21 protein-coding genes are annotated in these 19,673 nt (G+C 73.1%); 15 read left to right on the top strand and 6 right to left on the bottom strand.

Annotation, left to right across the window (positions count from 1 at the left end; genetic code table 11):
* Positions 1–26: 26 nt before the first annotated feature.
* Positions 27–794, bottom strand: a complete 768-nt coding sequence (locus ABD990_RS24525; protein ID WP_345383093.1) for an IclR family transcriptional regulator — start codon at positions 792–794, stop codon at positions 27–29.
* A gap of 401 nt (positions 795–1,195) precedes the next feature.
* On the opposite strand from ABD990_RS24525, the gene ABD990_RS24520 reads away from it, so the two are divergent.
* The 3 genes from ABD990_RS24520 (at position 1,196) to ABD990_RS24510 (ending at position 3,352) form a co-directional block, all read left to right on the top strand.
* On the top strand, positions 1,196–1,804 hold the full coding sequence (locus ABD990_RS24520) for a TetR/AcrR family transcriptional regulator (RefSeq protein ID WP_345383092.1): 609 nt from the start codon (positions 1,196–1,198) through the stop codon (positions 1,802–1,804).
* A 143-nt stretch (positions 1,805–1,947) separates the two neighbouring features.
* A complete protein-coding gene (locus ABD990_RS24515; RefSeq protein ID WP_345383194.1) occupies positions 1,948–2,478 on the top strand; it encodes a GDSL-type esterase/lipase family protein in 531 nt (176 codons plus the stop codon).
* 61 nt (positions 2,479–2,539) lie between these two features.
* Positions 2,540–3,352 (top strand): crotonase/enoyl-CoA hydratase family protein, encoded by an 813-nt coding sequence (locus ABD990_RS24510; protein ID WP_345383091.1) that lies wholly within the window; start codon positions 2,540–2,542, stop codon positions 3,350–3,352.
* 63 nt (positions 3,353–3,415) lie between these two features.
* Here the strand turns inward: ABD990_RS24510 and boxB are convergent, their stop codons facing one another.
* Together boxB and boxC are read right to left on the bottom strand one after the other, a co-directional pair.
* On the bottom strand, positions 3,416–4,825 hold the full coding sequence (gene boxB, locus ABD990_RS24505; protein ID WP_345383090.1) for a benzoyl-CoA 2,3-epoxidase subunit BoxB: 1,410 nt from the start codon (positions 4,823–4,825) through the stop codon (positions 3,416–3,418).
* A gap of 1 nt (position 4,826) precedes the next feature.
* Entirely contained in the window at positions 4,827–6,527 is a 1,701-nt protein-coding gene (boxC, locus tag ABD990_RS24500) for a 2,3-epoxybenzoyl-CoA dihydrolase (RefSeq protein ID WP_345383089.1), read from the bottom strand.
* A gap of 202 nt (positions 6,528–6,729) precedes the next feature.
* On the opposite strand from boxC, the gene ABD990_RS24495 reads away from it, so the two are divergent.
* The 9 genes from ABD990_RS24495 (at position 6,730) to ABD990_RS24455 (ending at position 16,073) form a co-directional block, all read left to right on the top strand.
* Positions 6,730–7,218, top strand: a complete 489-nt coding sequence (locus ABD990_RS24495; RefSeq protein WP_345383088.1) for a MarR family winged helix-turn-helix transcriptional regulator — start codon at positions 6,730–6,732, stop codon at positions 7,216–7,218.
* 356 nt (positions 7,219–7,574) lie between these two features.
* Positions 7,575–8,840, top strand: coding sequence for an FAD-dependent monooxygenase (locus ABD990_RS24490; protein ID WP_345383087.1), 1,266 nt, complete (start codon positions 7,575–7,577; stop codon positions 8,838–8,840).
* Positions 8,841–8,865: 25 nt separating this feature from the next.
* On the top strand, positions 8,866–10,281 hold the full coding sequence (locus ABD990_RS24485; RefSeq protein ID WP_345383086.1) for an MFS transporter: 1,416 nt from the start codon (positions 8,866–8,868) through the stop codon (positions 10,279–10,281).
* Complete coding sequence (locus ABD990_RS24480) at positions 10,278–11,099, top strand: FAD binding domain-containing protein (protein WP_345383085.1); 822 nt, start codon at positions 10,278–10,280, stop codon at positions 11,097–11,099. The genes ABD990_RS24485 and ABD990_RS24480 overlap by 4 nt, the downstream gene beginning before the upstream one ends.
* Positions 11,092–13,449 (top strand): xanthine dehydrogenase family protein molybdopterin-binding subunit, encoded by a 2,358-nt coding sequence (locus ABD990_RS24475; RefSeq protein WP_345383084.1) that lies wholly within the window; start codon positions 11,092–11,094, stop codon positions 13,447–13,449. Before ABD990_RS24480 ends, ABD990_RS24475 begins: the two co-directional genes overlap by 8 nt.
* A complete protein-coding gene (locus ABD990_RS24470) occupies positions 13,446–13,952 on the top strand; it encodes a (2Fe-2S)-binding protein (protein ID WP_345383083.1) in 507 nt (168 codons plus the stop codon). The genes ABD990_RS24475 and ABD990_RS24470 overlap by 4 nt, the downstream gene beginning before the upstream one ends.
* Positions 13,949–14,587: an isochorismatase family protein gene (locus tag ABD990_RS24465; RefSeq protein ID WP_345383082.1), complete on the top strand. Its 639-nt coding sequence runs from the start codon at positions 13,949–13,951 to the stop codon at positions 14,585–14,587. Before ABD990_RS24470 ends, ABD990_RS24465 begins: the two co-directional genes overlap by 4 nt.
* Positions 14,584–15,423 carry an alpha/beta fold hydrolase gene (locus ABD990_RS24460; RefSeq protein ID WP_345383081.1) on the top strand — a complete coding sequence of 280 codons (840 nt, stop codon included), beginning with the start codon at positions 14,584–14,586 and terminating at the stop codon, positions 15,421–15,423. The genes ABD990_RS24465 and ABD990_RS24460 overlap by 4 nt, the downstream gene beginning before the upstream one ends.
* Positions 15,424–15,590: 167 nt before the next feature.
* Positions 15,591–16,073, top strand: a complete 483-nt coding sequence (locus ABD990_RS24455; protein WP_345383080.1) for an FBP domain-containing protein — start codon at positions 15,591–15,593, stop codon at positions 16,071–16,073.
* Positions 16,074–16,142: 69 nt separating this feature from the next.
* Here ABD990_RS24455 and ABD990_RS24450 read toward each other — a convergent pair whose 3' ends face one another.
* Positions 16,143–16,640 carry a 2'-5' RNA ligase family protein gene (locus tag ABD990_RS24450; protein WP_345383079.1) on the bottom strand — a complete coding sequence of 166 codons (498 nt, stop codon included), beginning with the start codon at positions 16,638–16,640 and terminating at the stop codon, positions 16,143–16,145.
* Positions 16,641–16,909: 269 nt separating this feature from the next.
* Here ABD990_RS24450 and ABD990_RS34545 point away from each other — a divergent pair, with 269 nt between their 5' ends.
* Genes ABD990_RS34545 through ABD990_RS24440 form a run of 3 tightly spaced genes read left to right on the top strand, consistent with a single transcriptional unit; the run spans position 16,910 to position 18,717 of the window.
* Positions 16,910–17,404 carry a VC0807 family protein gene (locus tag ABD990_RS34545; RefSeq protein WP_425569654.1) on the top strand — a complete coding sequence of 165 codons (495 nt, stop codon included), beginning with the start codon at positions 16,910–16,912 and terminating at the stop codon, positions 17,402–17,404.
* Positions 17,329–17,511, top strand: coding sequence for a hypothetical protein (locus ABD990_RS24445; RefSeq protein ID WP_345383078.1), 183 nt, complete (start codon positions 17,329–17,331; stop codon positions 17,509–17,511). The genes ABD990_RS34545 and ABD990_RS24445 overlap by 76 nt, the downstream gene beginning before the upstream one ends.
* A gap of 21 nt (positions 17,512–17,532) precedes the next feature.
* Positions 17,533–18,717, top strand: a complete 1,185-nt coding sequence (locus ABD990_RS24440; protein ID WP_345383077.1) for a cytochrome P450 — start codon at positions 17,533–17,535, stop codon at positions 18,715–18,717.
* A gap of 72 nt (positions 18,718–18,789) precedes the next feature.
* Here ABD990_RS24440 and ABD990_RS24435 read toward each other — a convergent pair whose 3' ends face one another.
* Positions 18,790–19,539 (bottom strand): maleate cis-trans isomerase family protein, encoded by a 750-nt coding sequence (locus tag ABD990_RS24435; protein ID WP_345383076.1) that lies wholly within the window; start codon positions 19,537–19,539, stop codon positions 18,790–18,792.
* 8 nt (positions 19,540–19,547) lie between these two features.
* Positions 19,548–19,673: 2,5-dihydroxypyridine 5,6-dioxygenase NicX family protein (locus tag ABD990_RS24430; RefSeq protein ID WP_486362908.1), on the bottom strand; the 126-nt coding region annotated here is incomplete at its 5' end.

The raw sequence follows: 19,673 nt of genomic DNA, 5'->3' as shown, positions 1-19,673 counted from the left end.
AGTGTGTCCGGCCGGCCGCCCCGCGCCTAGCCCGGGCTTTCACTGAGTGGAAGCGAGCGCCCGATACCGGCGGCAGCGACCTGCAGGGCCGCGACCAGCCGGGCCCGGCCGCGGCGCAGGTCGGGGACGACGAGCCCGAGCGCGGCCACGACCTCCCCGTCGGACCCGCGCCGGACCGGGACCGCGACGGAGCACGCGCCCGGGCTCATCTCCTCGACGGTCTGCGCGAACCCCTCGCGGTGCACCCGGCGCAGCTGCTCGCGCAGCCGGCCGGGCTGGGTGATCGTGAACGGCGTGACGCGCACGAGGTCGGCGAGCACGGCCCGCTGCACCTCGTCCGGGGCGAAGGCGAGCAGCACCTTGCCGACCCCGGTGGTGTGCAGCGGGAGCCGCCCGCCGACCCGGCTGACCACGGGCACGGTCGCGCGGCCGGAGAGGCGGTCGAGGTAGAGGACCTCGGTGCCCGCGCGCTCGGCGAGGTGCACGGTGGCGTGGGTGGCGGCGTAGAGGTCGTGCAGGAAGGGCGCGGCCACCTGCCGCAGCTCGGCCTGCACGGACGCGAGCAGCCCCAGGTCCCACACCCGCCGTCCGACGACGTACCGGTCGCCCCGCCGTTCCAGCCCGCCCAGCCCGACCAGCTCCCCCGCCAGCCGGTGCGCGGTCGCGAGCGGCAGCCCGGCCCGCTCCGCCAGCGCGGTCAGCGACAACGCCCGGTGCTCGGCGTCGAACGCCCCGAGCAGCGCGAACACCCGCGACGCCACGCTCGCCCCGGGGGTCGACAAGTTCCCCGCCACGCCCCTATCCTCCCACTGAGCGGAAAGCCGTCCCGACGAGTCGCGCCCCGGGCCCCGGGCCCCGCGAGTCGCGCTCCGAGCTTCCGCGAGTCGCGCTCCGAGCTCTCGCGAGTCGCGCTCTGGGCTCCCGCGAGTCGCGCTCTGGGCTCCCGCGAGTCGGGGGTTCCGGCAGCGCGGGTCGCCGACCGGGACAAGTCAGGCGACAAGACGTCGACAGGTCGGCTCAAGCGGGCTCCCGCCGTCAGCGCACCCCGAGGAGGAGAGCCACGACGACCGGGCCGAGCACCGCGACCCGGACGTCCACGGCGACAGTCAACCCGATCACCCCAGGACCGCTCGGATCGGGGACAGAAACAGTCGGTCGTGCCGGGAACGGCGGGCCCGCCGACTACCCTCGGGGCATGGCCGCACCGACCCCGCGTCGCACCCAGGGCGAGCGCCGGGCGAGCAGCCACGCGCTCATCCTCGACGCCGCCGTGCGCAGCCTGGTGGAGGACGGCTACTCCGGCGCCACGACGGTCACCATCCAGGAACGCGCCGGGGTCTCCCGCGGCCGGCTGCTGCACCACTTCCCCTCCCGCTCGGCGCTGCTCGTCGCCGCGGCCCAGCACCTGGCCGTCGAGCGGATCACCGCCATGGAGAGCTGGCCGCACGCCACGACCAGCGGCGCCGAGCGCATCGACCGGGCGGTGGAGCTGCTCTGGGAGACTTTCCGTCAGCCCTACTTCTGGGCCGCGATGGAGCTGTGGACGGCCGCGCGCACGGACGAGACCTTGCGCGCCGAGCTGCTGCCGGAGGAGCGTCGGCTGGGCCTGGCGATCCAGCACGTCGTGGCCGCGCTGTTCGGCCCGGTGCACTCCACCCACCCCGCGTTCGACGACGTCCGGGAGCTGCTGTTCACCAGCATGCGCGGCGTCGCGCTGACCTACGCGATCGACCCGCGGGACCCCACCACCGACCCGCACCTCGACCTGTGGAAGGGCACCGCCCGGCGGATGCTCGGCGACTGACGCGCCGGCGTGCGGCGCCGCACATCCCGGCATGCCGGCCCGGCCCACGGTGTTGACCTGGGCATGGACCCGCGCCCCCTCCGCTTCGCCGTGCTCGGTGACTCCCTCGCCTTCGGCACGGCGCCGCGCGTCCCGCGGACGCGCTGGGCCCCCGACTCACCGCCGCGCTCGAGGCCACCGGCCGGACCGTCGAGCTGCACGTCGTCGCCGTCCCCGGCGCCTGCTCGGCCGACCTCGCCGCGCAGGTGCGCCGGGCCGCGCCGTTCGGCGCCGATCTCGCCCTGATCGTCGTCGGGGCCAACGACCTGGCCCGGCTCGTCCCGCCTGACCGGGCCGCCGCAGCGCTCGGCGAGGCCGTGCGGCACCTGCGCAGGAACGGCACCACCGTCGTCGCCGCGACCGCGCCGGACCTGTCCTGGGTGCCGGGCGTGCCGCCGGCGCTGCGCGGGCTGGTGCAGGCCGCGAGCACGGAGCTGCAGCACCGCCAGGCCGCCGCCGCGGAGGCCGCGGGCGCCGTCGTCGCCGCGGTCGGGGCCGAGCTCGGCGAGGCGTTCGCCGCGGAGCCGGGCCTGTTCTCCGCGGACCGCTTCCACCCGTCGTCGGCCGGCTACGCGCGGATCGCCGCCACCCTCGGGCCGTACGTCCTCGACGCGGCCGAGCCCGAGGCCGCCTGAGGCCCCCTTGCGGTCGGGCGTGACCGTTAGGGTGCGCCGGGGACGTCACCGAGGAGGACCGATGGAGTTCACGGCGCTGACCGTCGAGCACGCCGACGGGGTCGCGCACCTGCGGCTCGACCGGCCCGCCCAGGCCAACGCGCTGAACCGCGCGCTGTGGTCGGAGCTGCGCGAGGCGGTCGACGCGCTCGACGCCGACCCGACCGTCCGCGTCGTCGTGCTGTCGGGGAACGGGAAGCACTTCTGCGCGGGCATCGACCTGGAGATGCTCGGCAGCCTCCGGGCCGGTGCCGGGGCGGACTGCGCGGGCCGGGCGTCGGAGGCCCTGCGCCGCACGATCCTCGACCTGCAGGACGTGATCACCAGCGTGGAGCGGTGCCGGGTGCCGGTGATCGCGGCCGTGCACGGCGCGTGCATCGGCGCCGGCATGGACCTGGCCACCGCCTGCGACCTGCGCTACGCGACCGAGGACGCGCGGTTCGTGGTGAAGGAGATCGACATGGCGGTGGTGGCGGACGTCGGCGTGCTGCAGCGGCTGCCCCGGATCGTCGGCGAGGGCGTCACCCGCGAGCTCGCCTACACCGGCCGGACCGTGAGCGGCGGCGAGGCGCTGAGCCTGCGGCTGGTCAACGGCGTGTTCCCCGACGCCGGGTCGCTCGGCGCCGGCGTCGCCGAGGTGGCCGCGTCGCTCGCCGCCAAGCCCCCGCTCGCGCTGCGCGGCACCAAGCACGCGATCACCTACGCGCGCGACCACACGGTGGCCGACGCGCTGGAGCAGGTCGCCACCTGGAACGCCGGCATGCTGATCTCGGCGGACCTCGACGAGGCCCTCGCCGCGGCCATGGAGCGACGCCCCGCCGTCTACCGCGACTGACCCATGAGCGAACGGCGCTCTCGCTCATCCCTAGTGAGCGAGAGCGCCGTCCGTTCAGTCGGATCAGAAGTGCACGTACTCGTACTCGAACGGCTGGCCGTTGATGCCGTTCGTCGGCGGCGCGATCCAGCCGGCGATCTTCCCGGGCTCGTAGACCGGGCGCATCAGGTTCTGCACGTGCGCCTTGTCGCCGGCGCTGGGCAGCCAGGAGTCCTCCTTGGCCTTCCACGCGTCCTCGCCGACGACCTCGCCCGACGGCGTGACGTAGTGCTCGGAGAACAGCCCGACGTGCCGGTTGAAGCCGACGTGCGGCAGGTAGAGCGACTCGTCGAAGCCGTTCTTGGCCAGGATCCGGTTCCAGCGCTTGAGGCCGGACTGGCAGTCCTTCACGTACTCGTTGCGCAGGTCGAGGTTGAGCGCCAGCAGCGCGGACACCTCGTCGGACACGATCCGGCCGTCCTTGACGGTGTCGATCGTGAACGCGTCCTCGGTGAGCCGGTGGTCGTCCTTGCGGCGCTCCTCCTGCCAGCGGCCCTTGAGGCCGGCGGTGAAGTAGTTCGCCGCGTTCGTGGACTGCTCGGAACCGAAGAGGTCGAGCGACACCGAGTAGTGGAAGTTGATGTACTTCTGGATCACGTCCAGCGGGATGCCGCCGTGCGGGGCGATGTCCTCGGTGTCGTGCTCGCGCATCAGCTCGCAGGTCCGCGTGACCACCCGGTCGACGCCGGTGGTGCCCACGAACATGTGGTGCGCCTCCTCCTTCAACATGAACTCGCAGGTGCGCGAGAGCGGGTCGAAGGCGGACTCCTTCAGCGTGCCGAGCTGGTACTTGCCGTCCCGGTCGGTGAAGTACGTGAACATGTAGAACGACAGCCAGTCCGGCGTCTCCTCGTTGAACGCCCCGAGGATGCGCGGGCTGTCCAGGTCGCCGGAGTTGCGCTGCAGCAGCGCCTCGGCCTCCTCCCGGCCGTTGCGGCCGAAGTAGGCGTGCAGCAGGTACACCATCGCCCAGAGGTGGCGGCCCTCCTCCACGTTGACCTGGAAGAGGTTGCGCAGGTCGTACAGGGACGGGGCGGTCTCGCCGAGCCGGCGCTGCTGCTCCACCGACGCCGGCTCGGTGTCGCCCTGGATCACGATCAGCCGCTGCAGGTCGGAACGGTACTCACCGGGCACCTGCTGCCAGACCGGCTCGCCCTTCTGCTCGCCGAACGCGATCCGCCGGTCGTCGCCGCGCTCGGCGAGGAACACGCCCCACCGGTACTCCTCCATCGCGACGTGGCCGAACTGCGCCCAGCCCTCCTTGCCGACGCTGACCGCCGTGCGCAGGTAGACGTCCTGCGTCGGGACCGCCGGGCCCATCGTCTTCCACCAGTTGAGGAAGTTGGGCTGCCAGGACTCCAGCGCCCGCTGCAGCTTGCGGTCGCTCGCGAGGTCGACGTTGTTGGGGATCTTCTCGCTGTAGTCGATGCTCATCTCACACCCGCTTGCGGTCGAAGTCGGCCTTGCGTCCCGTGCCGTAGCGGCGCAGCGCCCCCTCCGGGCCGGAGGCGTTGGGCCGCACGAAGATCCAGTTCTGCCAGGCGGTGAGCCGGCCGAAGATGCGCGTCTCCATGGTCTCGGGCCCGACGAACCGATGGTTGGCCTCCATGCCGGTCAGCGCGTCCGGGGACAGCGACGCCCGCTCCTCCAGCATGATCCGGATCTCGTCGTCCCAGTCGATGTCGTCCGGCGCGTCCGTGACCAGGCCCAGGTCGAACGCCTCGCGGGCCTCGATCCGCCGGTCGGTCTCCTGCCGCAGCTTCGCCACGTGGTCCGCGTCGCCCCAGAACCTGCTGGCGAGCCGGGAGATCCCGTTGCCCATCGGGAAGGCGCCGAAGTTGCTCGCCGAGAGCATGATCTGGGCCTCGTCACCCTGTTCGGAGTCGTCCTCGTCCAGCGTGCCGTCGAGCATGTACTGCCGGTCGCAGGCCAGCGCCAGCTCGAGCAGCGCACCGGCGAAGCAGGAGCCGGGTTCGATCAGCGCGACGAGCGACCGTGAGGTCACGTCCAGCCGCTTGAGCACCCGCTTGAAGTAGTGCCGGATCTCGTTGACCAGCCAGTCGTCCTTCGAGTGCGCGGCGATGAGCCGCTCGAAGGCCAGCGCGTCCTCGACGTCTCCCCTGGTCCGGAGGATCCAGGTGCCCAGCTCGAGCTCGTTGGACCGCAGCCGCAGGATCAGGTCGTCGAGCTCGCGGGTCATGGCCAGCGGCCAGAACGCCTCGCCGAGCTCGTGCACCCGCTCGAGCGACTCGGGCACCCCGCCGTCCGGCCCGAGGACGGTGATCTCCACCAGGCCGCGGGCGCGGTCGAACTCCGCCTTGACGTGCCGGTACGCGATCCCGTCCGCCGTCACGGCCGGCTCGAGCGGCGGCAGCGCGACACCCTTCGCGTCCGTGGGGCGGGACGACGCTGCGGCGGCCTCCCGCGCCCGCTCGGCCACCGTCTCGGCCCACACCCGCTTCGGGATCGCCTCGTCGACGAGCTTCCACTCCACGGCCTGCTTGCCGCGGATCCCCTCGGCGCGGGTGGCGAACACGTCCGCCCGGTCCTTGCGCACCCTCCGCTTGTCCGTGACCCGGGTCAGCCCGCCGGTGCCCGGGAGGACTCCGAGGAGCGGGACCTCGGGCAGCGAGACGGCCGAGGAGTTGTCGTCGATCAGCAGGATCGTCTCGCAGGCCAGGGCCAGCTCGTAGCCGCCGCCGGCCGCGGTGCCGTTGACCGCCGCGATCCAGGTCTGCCCGGAGTGCTCGGTGGCGTCCTCGATGCCGTTGCGCGTCTCGTTGGTGAACTTGCAGAAGTTCACCTTCCACGGGTGCGAGCTCTGCGCCAGCATCCGGATGTTCGCGCCCGCGCAGAAGTTCTTGTCCTTCGCGCTGGTCACGACCACCGCGCGCACGCCCGGGTGCTCGAACCGCAGCCGCTGCGTGGCGTCGTAGAGCTCGATGTCCACGCCCAGGTCGTACGAGTTCATCTTCAGCTCGTAGCCCGGCACGATGCCCTCCGTCTCGTCGACGTCGAGGGTCAGCGTGGCGACCTCGCCGTCGACCTCGAGCCGCCAGTGCCGGTACTCCGCCGGCGACGTCGCGAAGGAGACCTCCGGCTGCTCCTCGCCGGCCGGGTCGGACGCGTCGCTCATGCCGGGCCTCCTGTCGTCGTTGCCAGGTCGGGAAGGGATACCTCGTGCGATGGTACCGAACACTCTACAACGCTGAGGCTGAGCGTCAACGATATGTGGAACGTCCGATCGGCACCCCCGAGGACCCCCGCGGCCGGACATCACGGGACGAACCATGGCGTCGGGGACGGGCGGCGTGGACGTTCGCACCGGACGTGGTCGAATGGAGGCCGTGGGTGACGAGCGCACACGGACCGGGCCGGAACAGCTCCCGGCGCCGGAGGCCCTCCTCGCCGCGCCGGGGTACGTCGCGCGGCGGCTGCACAGCGCCTACACCGCGGCCTGGCAGCGGCACGTCGACCCGCTCCTCACCGGCCCGCAGTTCGCGGTGCTCACCGCGGTCGACGCGTACCCCGGGGCGGAGCAGGGGTCGCTGGCCCGGGCCGTCGCGCTCGACCGGTCGACGATGGCGAGCATCGTGCGCCGCCTCGAGGACCGCGGCCTGATCACCCGGGTCACGCCGCCCGAGGACGGGCGGAAGCGGCTGCTGCACCTCACGGAGGACGGCTCGACGACCCTGCACCAGGCCTACGACAAGGCCCGCGCGCTCGACAAGTTGCTGATGCGCGGGATCGAGAAGGACGACGAGTCCGCCCTCCTCACCCGGCTCAACGGCATCGCCGAACACTGGGAGTCCCTGGTCGAGGACTGATCCGCGAGGCGGCAGATCCGACAGCGCGAGTCGCGAGAACCGACAGCGCGAGTCGGGAGACCGACAGCGCGAGTCGGAGCGAGCTTGCCGTAGCGCCCGACTCGCGCTGCCACAGCTCCCAGCTCGCGCCGCCACAACTCCCTACTCGCGGGCCGGGCCCGGCCCACAGGGTGTTGCCGACCCGTATTTCTCGGTTTCTGACGCGTTACAGCTTGCGTCACCCCTTGCGTTCCGGGATCGTCAGTGTTCGGATTATCTCTGCCGGGCGGCGCACGCACCGCCCTGAGCTGCCGGATCACGGCGGCACCGGCAGGGACGGCGCACCGTCCAGAGTGGATCTAACCCGGGAGGGGCACGTGGCCAGCCAGTCGTTCACGGTCACCGTCGTCGGCGGCGGGCTCGGTGGGCTCACCACCGCGCTCGCACTGCGCCGGCGGGGGCTGCGCACGGTCGTCCTCGAGCAGGCGGCACAGCTCGGCGAGGTGGGCGCGGGCATCCAGACCGCGCCCAACGCCAGCCGCATCCTGTTCGGCCTGGGCCTGCGCAGGAAGATGGAGGCCATCCGGACCGCGCCCGCGGACCAGGTCCGCCGGCGCTGGAAGGACGGCAGCATCATCGCCTCGCTGCCGCTGGGCGAGCGGGTGGTGCGCGAGTACGGCGCCCCGTACTGGCACTACCACCGCGCCGACCTGCACCGGATCCTGCTCGACGCCTGCCTCGACCAGGACGGTCCGGGCCCGGTCACCGAGGTGCACACCGACTCGGCCGTCGCGGAGCTGGACCGGTCCGACCCGGCGCGCCCCGTGGCCGTCACGGCCGACGGCCGGCGCTTCCCCGGCGACGTCCTGATCGGCGCCGACGGCATCCGCTCGCGGGTCCGCGACGCCGCCGGCTTCGACGACACGCTCGTCTTCTCCGGGGAGATGTGCTACCGCGCGCTCATCCCCGGCGACAAGATCGCGGCCGATCCCGCGACCCGCTTCCTGCTGGACCGCTTCCACTCCACGATCTGGTACGGGCCCGAGCGGCACCTCGTGCACTACTTCGTGCGCGGCGGGGAATACCTGAACGTGGTCGCCGTCGTCCCGAACACGCTCGACACCACCGACGCCTGGACCCTGCCCGCGACCGCGGACGAGCTCGTCGAGGCCTTCCCCGGCTGGGACGACCGGGTCGCGGCGATGCTGTCCAAGGCCGAGGGGGACGCGTCGAAGTGGGCGCTCTTCCGCCGCCGCCGCGATCCCGTCTGGGTCGACGGCCGGGTCGCCCTGCTCGGCGACGCCTGCCACGCGATGCTGCCCTACCAGGCCCAGGGCGCGTCCCAGGCCATGGAGGACGCCGCCGTCCTGGCCGAGGAGCTCGGGGCCGTGACCCGCGACGGCATCGACGCGGCGCTGATCCGCTACGTCAACCGCCGGGCCACGCACGCCGGCATGGTCCAGGACGCCTCCCTCGAGAACATGCGCTTCTACCACCTGCCCGACGGCCCGGAGCAGCGCGAGCGCGACGCGCACCTGCAGGATTTCCGGGGCGAGTCCGACGTCTCCTACGACTGGTTGTGGGGCGGTTCGCCGCTGAACGACCCGGACACCGAGTCCCACTCCTACCCGTTCGCCCGCTGATCCCCACCCGACACACGGAGCACACATGCGTACCGGCGACCAGGTCGTGCAGTCCCTCCCCTGGAAGTGGGGGGTGCAGGGCAAGATCTTCGTCATCGGCGGTCTCGGGTACATGTTCGACGCCTGGGACGTCGCCCTGAACGGCTTCCTCACCCCGCTGCTCGGCACCGAGTTCGGGCTCTCGACGGGCCAGCGCGGCCTCGTCGCGACGGCCAACCTGGTCGGCATGGCGGTCGGCGCCATCGCCTGGGGCACGATCGCCGACCGGATGGGCCGCAAGAAGGCCTTCTCGATCACCCTGATGATCTTCGCGTTGTTCTCCGTGCTGGGCGCGCTGTCGCCGAGCTGGGAGATCTTCCTGGTGCTGCGGTTCCTGGCCGGCGTCGGCCTGGGCGGCTGCATCCCGGTGGACTACGCGATCGTCAGCGAGTTCTCCCCGATGAAGCAGCGCGGCCGGGTGCTGGCCGCGATGGACGGCTGGTGGCCGATCGGCACCACCTTCGCCGGCCTGACCGCCACCTTCCTGGTGCCGGTGGGCGGCAACTGGCGCTGGATGCTCGCGCTGATGGTCCTGCCCGCGCTCCTGCTGTTCTGGGTGCGCCGCGGGGTGCCGGAGTCGCCGCTGTACCTGGCCCGCACCGGCCGCGAGGCCGAGGCCCGCGCCGTGATCGACGACATGGTCCGCCGCACCGGCGCCACCCCCGAGCCGTACGTCATCCCGGCCGTCGTGCCGGAGGCCGCCGCGTCCCGCAAGAAGGGCATCTCGGCCGCGTTCGACCAGCTTCGCCTCGTGTGGGCCTACAACCCGAAGGTCACCGGGGTGGCCTGGGCCCTGTTCATCTCGGTCATGGTCGTCTACTACGCGGCGCTGTCCTGGATGCCGTCGATCCTGCGGGCCCAGGGCATGGGCGAGGTGGCGGCCTTCGGCTCCACGACCGTCATGAACGCCGTCGGCATCCTCGGCGTGATCACCTCCGTGCTGCTCGTCGAGGTGGTCGGCCGCAAGTGGGTGATCGGCGTCGCCGCCCCGCTCGCCGCGCTCGCGCTGCTGGTCTTCTCGCTGGTCCTCGGCTCGTCGACGGCCGCCATCGCGATGATCGCGGTGTTCGGCTTCTTCGCCCTCGTGGTCATCCCGGTCATGTACGCCTACGTCTCCGAGCTCTACCCGACCGAGCTGCGCGCCAGCGGCTTCGGCTGGGCCTCGTCGATGAGCCGGGCCGTCACCGGCTTCGTGCCGCTGATCTTCGGCAGCGTGCTCTGGCCGATCCTGGGCCTGCCGCTGACCTTCGCGCTGATGGCGGTCGTGGTGGTCGGCGCCGTGATCTACATGGCCGTCGGCGCGCCGGAGACCAAGGGCCGCGAGCTCGACCGCATCACGGGCTCCGAGGAGGTCACCGGGACCGAGGCGCCCGCTCCGTCCACGGGGGCCGTCCGGCCGTGAAGCCCGCCGCCTTCGAGTACCACCGCGCCCGCTCCGTGGCGGGCGCGGTGGGGCTCCTCACCGAGCTCGGCGACGACGCGAAGATCGTCGCCGGCGGCCAGAGCCTGGTCGCGATGATGAACTTCCGGCTGGCCCGCCCCGAGCACCTGGTCGACATCACGCACATCGACGGGCTCTCCGGGATCCGGCGGGAGGGCGACACCCTGCGGATCGGGGCGCTCACCACGCACCGCGCGGTCGAGAAGGCGGAACTCGGGGACTTCGGGGTGCTGTCGCGGGCGATGCGCTGGGTCGGCCATCTGCCGATCCGCACCCGCGGCACGGTGGGCGGCAGCATCGCGCACGCCGACGCCACCGCCGAGTGGTGCCTGCTCGCCGTCCTGCTCGACGCCCGGATCGTCGCCGAGGGCCCGGCGGGCCGCCGGGAGATCCCCGCCGGCGAGTTCTTCCTCGGCCCGTTCACCACCGCGCTGGAGCCCGACGAGCTGATCGTCGAGCTCGTGTTCCCCCGCCCGGCACCCCGGGCCGCGCTGACCGAGTACGCCGACCGCAAGGGCGACTTCGCCCTGGTCGCGGCCGCCGTCGACGTGGACGCGGGCCGGGTGGTGCTGGGCGGCGTCGGTCCCACCCCCGTGAGCGCGAACTTCCCCTCCGGCGGCACTTCGCCCTCACGACCCCCGGTGACCTGGGCCGACACGGCGGCGGAGATCGCCGCGTCCCTGGAGCTTCGGGACGAGCCCGGGATCAGCGCGCACTACCGGCGCGGACTGGTCCGCACGCTCGTCGAGCGCGCCTGCGAGGAGGCCTCCCGTGGTTGAACCCCACTTCCGGCGGGACGGCGCCTGGGTGGGCGCCTCCGTCCCGCGCCGCGAGGACCCGCGGCTGCTGGCCGGCCGCGGCCGGTTCGTCGACGACATCACCCTGCCCGGGATGCTGCACGCCCAGTTCGTCCGCAGCACCGAGGCGCACGCCGAGCTGCTCGCCGTCGACCTCGACGAGGTCCGCACGGTCCCCGGCGTGGTCGCCGCGTACACCGCGGACGACCTCGACCTGGGCGACATCACCGCGCTGCTCGACCGGCCGCCGCACGAGTTCGTGCCCACCGCCATGCCGGTGCTGGCCCGAGGCAAGGTGCGGTACGTCGGCGAGCCGATCGCGATCGTCGTCGCGAAGGACCCGTACGCGGCCGAGGACGGGGTCGAGGCGGCGGTCGTCGAGTACGCGCCGCTCCAGCCGGTCGTGAGCGACACGGCGGCGCTGGCGGAGGGCGCACCGCTGGTGCACGCCGAGGCCCCGCGCAACACCCTCGTCGACGTCTCGCTCTTCGCCACCGAGGGCATCGACGACGTGTTCGCCGAGGCCCACACCGTCGTCGAGGTCCGGACGAAGACCGGGCGGCAGAACGCGCTGCCGCTGGAGACCCGCGGGGTGGTCGCGGACTGGGACGACCGGGACGAGCAGCTGCGCGTGCAGACCTGCTCGCAGGTGCCCCACCAGGTGCGGACCGTGCTCGCGAAGTGCGTCGGGCTGGACGAGAAGCAGGTCCGCGTCACCGTGCCGGACATGGGCGGCGGGTTCGGGCAGAAGTGCGTGGTCGGGCGCGAGGAGATCGCCGCCGCGGCCGTCGCGCTGCGGCTGCGCAGACCCGTCAAGTGGATCGAGGACCGGCGCGACGCCCTGACCGCCGCCTTCCTCGCCCGCGAGCAGCGGTACGTCGTGCGCGCCGCCTTCTCCGCCGACGGCGAGATCCTCGGCCTGGACGCCGATGTCGTCTGCGACATGGGGGCCTACTCCTGCTACCCGTTCACGGCGGGCATCGAGCCGCTGATGGCCTCGGCCGAGATGCCGGGCGTCTACCGCGTGCCGGCCTACCGGGTGCGCGGCCGGGCCGTCACCACGAACAAGGCGCCGACCGCGCCCTACCGCGGGGTGAGCCGCCCGCAGTACGTCATGGTCGTCGAGCGGGTCTTCGAGAAGGCGGCCCGGGCGCTCGGGATGGACGCCGTGGAGCTGCGGCGGCGCAACCTGATCACCGTCTTCCCGTACAAGGGCGTCAACAACATCACCTACGACCCGGGCTCGTACCTCGAGTCGCTCGATCTGTGCGAGAAGACGCTGCGCGACGAGGGCTGGTTCTCTCGTCGGGACGACGAGAACGGCGGCGACAGGGTGATCGGGATCGGGTTCGCCTGCTTCTCGGAGCGGACCGGCTACGGCTCCGGCGCCTTCGCCCAGCGGAAGATGCAGGTCGTGCCGGGGTTCGACATCTCCGAGATCACGATGGACCTGAACGGCACCGTCTCCGTCACCACGGGCACGCTGTCCCACGGGCAGAGCCACGAGACCACGATGGCGCAGATCGTCGCCGACCGGCTCGGCATCGCCTACGACCGCGTGAAGATCGTCCAGGGCGACACGGACCGGATCACCTACGGATGGGGCTCCTTCGCCTCCCGGTCCATCACCATCGGCGGCAGCGCGGTCGCGGCCGCGTCGGTGAAGCTCGGCGACCAGCTCCGCGAGATCGCGGCGCACCTGCTCGCCGGGGATCCCGAGGCGGCGGTGCTGGAGGACGGCGGCGTACGCGTCGGGGACCGGTGGATGTCCTTCGCGGACATCGCGGACGTCGCGTACCTCAAGGCGCACCTGCTGCCCAAGGACGTCGGGCCGGGGCTGTCGGCCATCGCGAGCTTCGACGTCGGCGGCGACGGGACCTTCTCCAACGCGACGCACGGCTGCGTCGTCGAGCTGGACCCGGGCACCGGCGGCGTGGAGATCCTGCGGTACGTCTGCGTCGAGGACTGCGGGGTGGCGATCCATCCGCAGGTCGTCGAGGGGCAGGCACGCGGTGGGATCGCGCAGGGCATCGCGGGGGCGTTGTTCGAGGAGGTCCGGTACGACGACGGCGGCCAGCCGCTCGCGCCGAGCTTCATGGAGTACAAGGTCCCGACCGCGATGGAGATCCCGGACGTGCGCATCGAGCACCTCGAGACGCCGTGCGCGTTCACCGAGAACGGGGCCAAGGGCGCCGGCGAGGGCGGCACCATCGGCGCGCCAGCCGCGGTGCTGAACGCCGTCAACGACGCCCTGCGGCACACCGGCGTCGAGCTCGACGACACGCCGATCCCCCGCGAGTCGATCTTCCGCGCCCTGGAGGTGGCCCGATGATCCAGCTGGTCGAGCTCACGGTGAACGGCGAGCGGCACGAGCTCGCGATCGAGCCGCGCCGCACCCTGGTCGACGTCCTGCGGCACGACCTGGGCCTCACCGGCACCCACGTCGGCTGCGAGCACGGGATCTGCGGCGCGTGCACCGTCCTGGTCGACGGCGCGCCGGTGCGGGCCTGCCTGCTCTTCGCGGCACAGGTCGAAGGCGCGGAGATCCGGACCGTGGAGTCGCTGGCCGCTCCGGACGGCACGCTGAACGACCTGCAGCAGTGCTTCTCCGAGCACCACGGCCTGCAGTGCGGCTTCTGCACACCGGGGATGCTCATGCTGGCCGAGGGCTTCCTCGCCGAGGAACCGGAGCCGACGACGGAGGAGATCCGTGAGGTCGTCGCCTCGAACCTCTGTCGCTGCACGGGCTACCAGACGATCGTGGAGGCGATCGACGACTGCGCCTCCCGCCGCCGGGCGGCGTTCCAGCAGCAACTCGACGGGAGCAGGGTATGAGTCTGCACGGGTCCGAGACGGACGCGACCTACGACCGGGCCGGCTTCGGCGCGCCCGTGCGCCGCGGGGAGCGACCCGCGATCGTGGTCGTCGACCTGACGAAGGGGTTCACCGACCCGGCCTACCCGACCGGTGCGGACCTGACCGAGGTCGTCGCCGCGACGTCGCGGCTGGTCACGGCGGCGGCGGCCGCGGAGGTCCCGGTCGTCTACACGACCATCGGGTACACGCCCGCCGAGCTGGACACCGTCGTCTGGCTGGACAAGGCGCCCGGCATGCGCGCCCTCGCCGTCGGTTCCGAGGCGGTGGAGATCGACGACCGCCTGCCCTGCTCGGACGCCGATCACCTCATCATGAAGAAGGGCGCGTCGGCGTTCTTCGGGACCGGGCTGGCGGCGCTGCTGGCGTCGGTGAAGGCCGACACCGTGATCGTGTGCGGCGCCACGACCAGCGGGTGCGTGCGCGCCACGGCGGTCGACGCGCTGCAGAGCGGCTACCCCGTGCTGGTGCCGCGGGAGTGCGTGGGCGACCGGGCCTCCGGGCCGGCCGAGGCCAACCTGTTCGACATCCAGGCCAAGTACGGCGACGTCATCTCGCTCGACGACGCCCTGGCCTACGTGGGAGGACTCAAGTGACACGCCCCGACGTCCGCACTGTGCGGCAGGACGCCCTGGCCGATCTGGCGGACGTCCCCGCGACGTCCCGGTGGGTGCGCAACGGATCCGTCCGGCTGCACCTGCTCGACTACGGCGGGTCCGGGGTGCCGCTGGTCATCGTCCCGGGGATCACCAGCCCGGCGATCACGATGGACTTCGTGGCGCGGACACTCGTCGACGTGGGCCGGCCCGTCGTGGTCGACGTCCGGGGGCGCGGGCTGTCGGACTCCGGGGACTCGTACACGCTCGGGGACTACGCGGGCGACGCCCTGGCCGTCCTCGACCTGTTCGACGACCCGGTCCTGATCGGGCACTCGATGGGCGCCCGGATCGCGGCCGCGACGGCGGTGCGCCGGCCGCTGCGGGGCACGGTCCTGGTGGACCCCCCGATGAGCGGGCCCGGTCGCGGCCCCTACCCGACCACGCTCGAGGCGTTCCTCGGCCAGCTCGACGAGGCCGTCCGGGGGACGGACGCCGACGAGGTGGCCCGCTCGTGGCCGCGGTGGCCGCGGCGGGAGCAGGAGCTGCGGGCGCGGTGGCTGTCCAGCTGCGACCGCGAGGCGATCGTCGCGACGCATCAGGGCTTCGAGACCGAGGACTTCTTCGACGTCTGGCCGTCCGTCCCCGCCCCGACCACCCTGCTCTACGGCGCCGACTCCCCCGTGGTCACGGCGGACGGGGCGGAGGAGGCGGCGAAGGCCAACCCCGGTGCCTCGCTGGTGGAGATCCCGGACGCGGGGCACATGGTGTTCTGGGACAACCCGTCGGGGTCCCTCGCCCTCCTCCGCGACGCCCTCCACCCCCTCACCTGCTGACCCCGCGAGTCGCGCCCTGAGCTTCCGCGAGTCGCGCCCTGGGCTTCCGCGAGTCGCGCTGTGGGCTTCCGCGAGTCGCGTAGGCCGTGTGCGAATACGGGATGCGGCTCGCGAGGCCGGGCGCCTAGCGTGACCACGCCCTGCTCCCCGAGAACCCGGACCGCACGATGACCACCGACACCCGCATCCGCCGCGCCCTGGCCAACTGCTCGAAGGGCGAGGCCGCCCGGCTGGCACTGCCTCCCGATGTTCGTGACCTCGACCTCGACGTGCTCGACGACGTCGTCGGCTTCCGGGACGCGAAGGCGCCGGACCGCGCGGTGCTGCTGGTCCCGGGCGCCGACGAGCCGGTCGCGATCCTGCTCCGCGCCGCGTCGAACGCCGTCGGCGCCACCGCGATGTGCGCCCTCTGCCGCACCACCCACAGCGCGGGCGGCACGACCCTGTTCACCGCCGCCCGCCGCGGCAGCAGGGGCCGCGACGGCAACACGGTCGGGACCTACGTGTGCGCCGACCTCGGCTGCCGCCACCACGTGTGCGTCGAGAAGGCGACGGCGGCGCTGCGCCCCGCGCCGGGCATGACCGTCGACGAGCGCCGCGCCGGCCTGCGCGAGCGCGCCGCGGCGTTCGTCGGCGAGGTCGTGCGGTGAGCGCTCCGGTCATTGAGCGGGAGCTCAGGGTCGGCTGATCATGCCGCCGGAGCCCCGAGCTCCTGATGATCATGCGGTGAACGGGTAGGTCGCGATCGGGTTCCACGGGCCGCCGCGATAGCGCCACAGCCCGAGTGCGACGACGGCGGTGGGCTCGGGCGCCTGGTCGGACAGCGCGGCGTGGAGGGCCCGCGCCTGCTCCGGGGCGACCTTGTTCTGGACGGTCACGTGCAGCTCCCGCTTGCCGCGGTCCTGCCTGGTCAACGCCGTGTCGAACCTCCCGGCGAGGTCGGCGCGCAGGGCGAGCAGGTCCGGTGAGTCGATCCGGAACGCGACTCCCCGGCCGAGCAGCCGAGCCTCACCTACGACGGCCTTCGGCGGCTCGCGCCGTGCAGCCTCTGCCAGGACCGCCGCGACCTCGGCCTCCTGTTCGCCGGGCAGCGCGTGGAAGAGCGTGACATGAGCGTCGAGATGGTTCCGCTCGGACGGGAAGTGCCGGCGCCGCAGCGCGTCGAGCCGGGACTGCGCGGGCTCGTCCAGCACGGCCGTGACGACGAGCGGGTCCACGTCTCCACCCTGCCCGCTCCTCCGCCGGTACGCGCGTCGGCCGCATCGACGCGTACGCTCGGTGCATCTCGGTGACCTGAACTGCCGACTCGCGCTACCAGAACTGCCGACTCGCGGAACCCACAGCCCGACTCGCGGGAACCCACAGCCCGACTCGCGCAAGCCCACAGCGCGACTCGCGGGGTCACAGCCCTCCACCCCCGGTTCGAGGTCCGAGGTCCCACCGCAGGCGGACGCCCGCGGGCTCGGCCGTGCCCAGCGTCGGCGGCATGCTTCGAGGACCGGTGCGCCGGGCCGATCTCGTGCTCGGGATCGCGGCACCGATCGTGACCTACCGGTGCTCACCGCACTCGGTGCGGCCGACCGCCCTGGCGTGGGGCGCCCTGTTCCCGCTGGCCGGGGTGCTGCTCGGGATCGTCCGGGAGCGGCGGGTCGACGTGCTGGCGGCCCTCTCGCTCGGTGCGATCGCCGTGAGCCTGGCTGGCGGCCTGCTCCTGCACAGTGCGACGTTCCTGCTGGTCAAGGAGTCACTCGTGACGCGTGTGATCGGGCTGGGGTTCCTCGGCTCGGTCCTCGCGCGCCATCCCCTGCCCGTCGTGCTGCTGCGCGGCCGGCCGGGCGCGGCGGAGGCCATCGAGGCCCGAAGGCGGATCCGGGGTTCCGTCGGGCGCTGCGGGGGATCACGATCGTGTGGGGGTGCGCGCTGCTCGCCGAGGCGGGCCTGCGCGTCGTCCTGGCCCTGTTCGTGCCACCGGGGGTGCTGATGGTCGTCTCGCCGCTGCTCGCGGCCGCCGTGCTCGGCCCGGTCGCGCTGTGGACCGCCCGTCGCCGCGCCGCCCTGCGCCGCACACCGGTCCCCGTTCCCGCCTGACGACCCACCCGAGGAGGACCGATGACCACCACGATCCCGCAGCTCCCCTTCGACCGGCCCGGGGTGCTGGACATCGCGCCGCTCTACGCCGAGCTGCGCGAGCGCACCCCGATCTGCGCGGTGCGCACCGCGACCGGTGACCCGGCGTGGCTGGTCACCGGGCACGCCGAGTGCCGGGCGCTGTTCGCCGACCCGCGCCTGGGCCGCTCGCACCCCGAGCCCGAGCGCGCCTCCCGGGTGTCCGGCTCCGCGATCCTGGGCGGGCCGATGATGGGCGATCCGGAGACCGAGCGCGAGCAGCACGCGGTGATGCGCAAGCTCCTGACCCCGGCCTTCTCCGCCCGTCGGATGCTGCGGCTCCGCGAGCACGTCGATGAGCTGGTCGCCCGCTCGCTCGACGGGCTGGCCGCCGCAGGCCCACCCGCCGACCTGCACGAGCACCTGGCCCTGCCGGTGCCGATCCTCGTCATCTGCGAGCTGCTCGGCGTCCCGTACGAGGACCGGACCCGGTTCCGCGCCTGGTCGGAGGGCGCCGGCCGGCTCGACGACCGCGAGGCGGCCCAGCAGTCCCTGCAGGCGCTGGTCGGGTACGTCCACGGACTGGTCGCGCGCAAGCGCGAGGAGCCGGGCGAGGACGTGCTCAGCGACCTCGCCGCCTCCGGCCCGGAGCACGACTGGCAGAGCGCCGCCCTGGCCGCGGCCCTGCTCTTCGCCGGGCACGAGACCACGGTGACCCGCATCGACGTCGGCACGGTGCTGCTGTTGCAGCACCCGGAGCACTGGGCCGCGCTGGCCGCCGATCCCGCGCGGGTGCCGGACACCGTCGAGGAGATCCTCCGGCTCGCGGCGCCCGGCGGCAGCGGGCTGCCCCGCTACGCGCACGCCGACGTCGAGATCGGCGGCGTGACGATCCGGACGGGCGACTGTGTGGTGCTCGCCCCGGCCGCCGCCAACCGCGACCCGGACGCCTTCGCCGACCCCGAGCGCTTCGCCCCGGGCCGGGAGGACGCCCGGGCCCACCTCACCTTCGGCCACGGCCCGCGCTACTGCATCGGCGGTAGCCTCGCCCGCGTCGAGCTGCAGGCCGTGTTCACCGCGCTCCCGGCCCGTTTCCCCGGCCTGCGCCTGGACCGCCCGGTCGAGGCCCTGCCGTTGCGGGCCGACCTGCTCACCGGGGGCCTCGACGCCCTGCCGGTCACCTGGTGACGGGACCGGACCCCGTCCGCCCAGGTCATCCGAGGTCGTGAGCGGCAACTGCCCGTAAAAGGGCAGTTGCGGTCACTGGGACAGGAGGCGGCCCGCGTTCGGGACCTGAGGCGGAAGGCCCAGCTCCTGGAGGATGCGGTACGTCGTCGCGGTGGCGGCGGAGAGGACCGGGATGCCGATCTCGTCCTCGACGGGCTGGATCGCGGGCAGCGAGGGCATCTGCACGCAGCAGCTGAGCACCAGTGCCTCGGCCCGCGACAGGTCGAGCTCGGTGTGGTGCTTGCGCAGGTCGGCCGGGTCGAGCCGGGCGACGGCGAGGTTGTCCGGCACCTCCAGCGACAGCGAGTCGACGACCTCGACCCCGGCCGCCTCGAGGTACTCGATCACGGCCTGGGTCAGCGGCTTCATGTACGGCGTGATGATCGCGACCCGGGTGACCCCCAGGGCGGCGATGCCGTCGAGCAGCGCCCCGGCCGAGGAGATCACCGGGGCCTGGGCGCCCTCGGCCCGCAGCGCCGCGGTGATGGAGTCCTCGGCGGTGCAGTGGTAGCCGGGTCCCTGCGCCATGATCGCGACCAGGCAGGCGGTGGCGACGACGTCCGGGCGGGCGTCCGCGAGCTCCGTCGCGGCCCGCTCCGCCTGGGCGTTCATCGCGCGCAGCTGCTCGGGGGTGACGTGCTGCATCCGGGCCCGCGCGGAGTGGAAGACGAACCGGTTGGCCGGGTCGACCTCCTCGCGGGCGCGCAGCATCCGCGGCAGCTCCGTCTCCATCGTCAGGTTGGAGCTCGGGACGATCATCCCGACGTGGTGATCCCTGCTCATCGCCCGAGTCATCGCTTGGCCGCCGGGCGCATCTCCGGGACGGTGAGCTCACCGGCGTCGACGATCAGCTCGTCGTCGAGGTAGAGGCTGTTGCCGCGCATCGGGATGTCGAAATGACACGCGGTGTCGTTCGG

It is taken from the genome of Pseudonocardia yuanmonensis (assembly GCF_039542425.1).
Taxonomy (GTDB): domain Bacteria; phylum Actinomycetota; class Actinomycetes; order Mycobacteriales; family Pseudonocardiaceae; genus Pseudonocardia; species Pseudonocardia yuanmonensis.
This window is presented reverse-complemented; position numbering and strand designations above follow the sequence as displayed.

Bases quoted from the DNA above. Each gene is read 5' to 3' on its own strand.
- boxB (WP_345383090.1), bottom strand. From the start codon at position 4,825: ATGAGCATCGACTACAGCGAGAAGATCCCCAACAACGTCGACCTCGCG.
- ABD990_RS24435 (WP_345383076.1), bottom strand. From the start codon at position 19,539: ATGAGCAGGGATCACCACGTCGGGATGATCGTCCCGAGCTCCAACCTG.
- boxC (WP_345383089.1), bottom strand. From the start codon at position 6,527: ATGAGCGACGCGTCCGACCCGGCCGGCGAGGAGCAGCCGGAGGTCTCC.
- ABD990_RS24485 (WP_345383086.1), top strand. From the start codon at position 8,866: ATGCGTACCGGCGACCAGGTCGTGCAGTCCCTCCCCTGGAAGTGGGGG.
- ABD990_RS24495 (WP_345383088.1), top strand. From the start codon at position 6,730: ATGGAGGCCGTGGGTGACGAGCGCACACGGACCGGGCCGGAACAGCTC.
- ABD990_RS24465 (WP_345383082.1), top strand. From the start codon at position 13,949: ATGAGTCTGCACGGGTCCGAGACGGACGCGACCTACGACCGGGCCGGC.
- ABD990_RS24510 (WP_345383091.1), top strand. From the start codon at position 2,540: ATGGAGTTCACGGCGCTGACCGTCGAGCACGCCGACGGGGTCGCGCAC.
- ABD990_RS24455 (WP_345383080.1), top strand. From the start codon at position 15,591: ATGACCACCGACACCCGCATCCGCCGCGCCCTGGCCAACTGCTCGAAG.
- ABD990_RS24440 (WP_345383077.1), top strand. From the start codon at position 17,533: ATGACCACCACGATCCCGCAGCTCCCCTTCGACCGGCCCGGGGTGCTG.
- ABD990_RS34545 (WP_425569654.1), top strand. From the start codon at position 16,910: ATGCTTCGAGGACCGGTGCGCCGGGCCGATCTCGTGCTCGGGATCGCG.
- ABD990_RS24470 (WP_345383083.1), top strand. From the start codon at position 13,446: ATGATCCAGCTGGTCGAGCTCACGGTGAACGGCGAGCGGCACGAGCTC.
- ABD990_RS24520 (WP_345383092.1), top strand. From the start codon at position 1,196: ATGGCCGCACCGACCCCGCGTCGCACCCAGGGCGAGCGCCGGGCGAGC.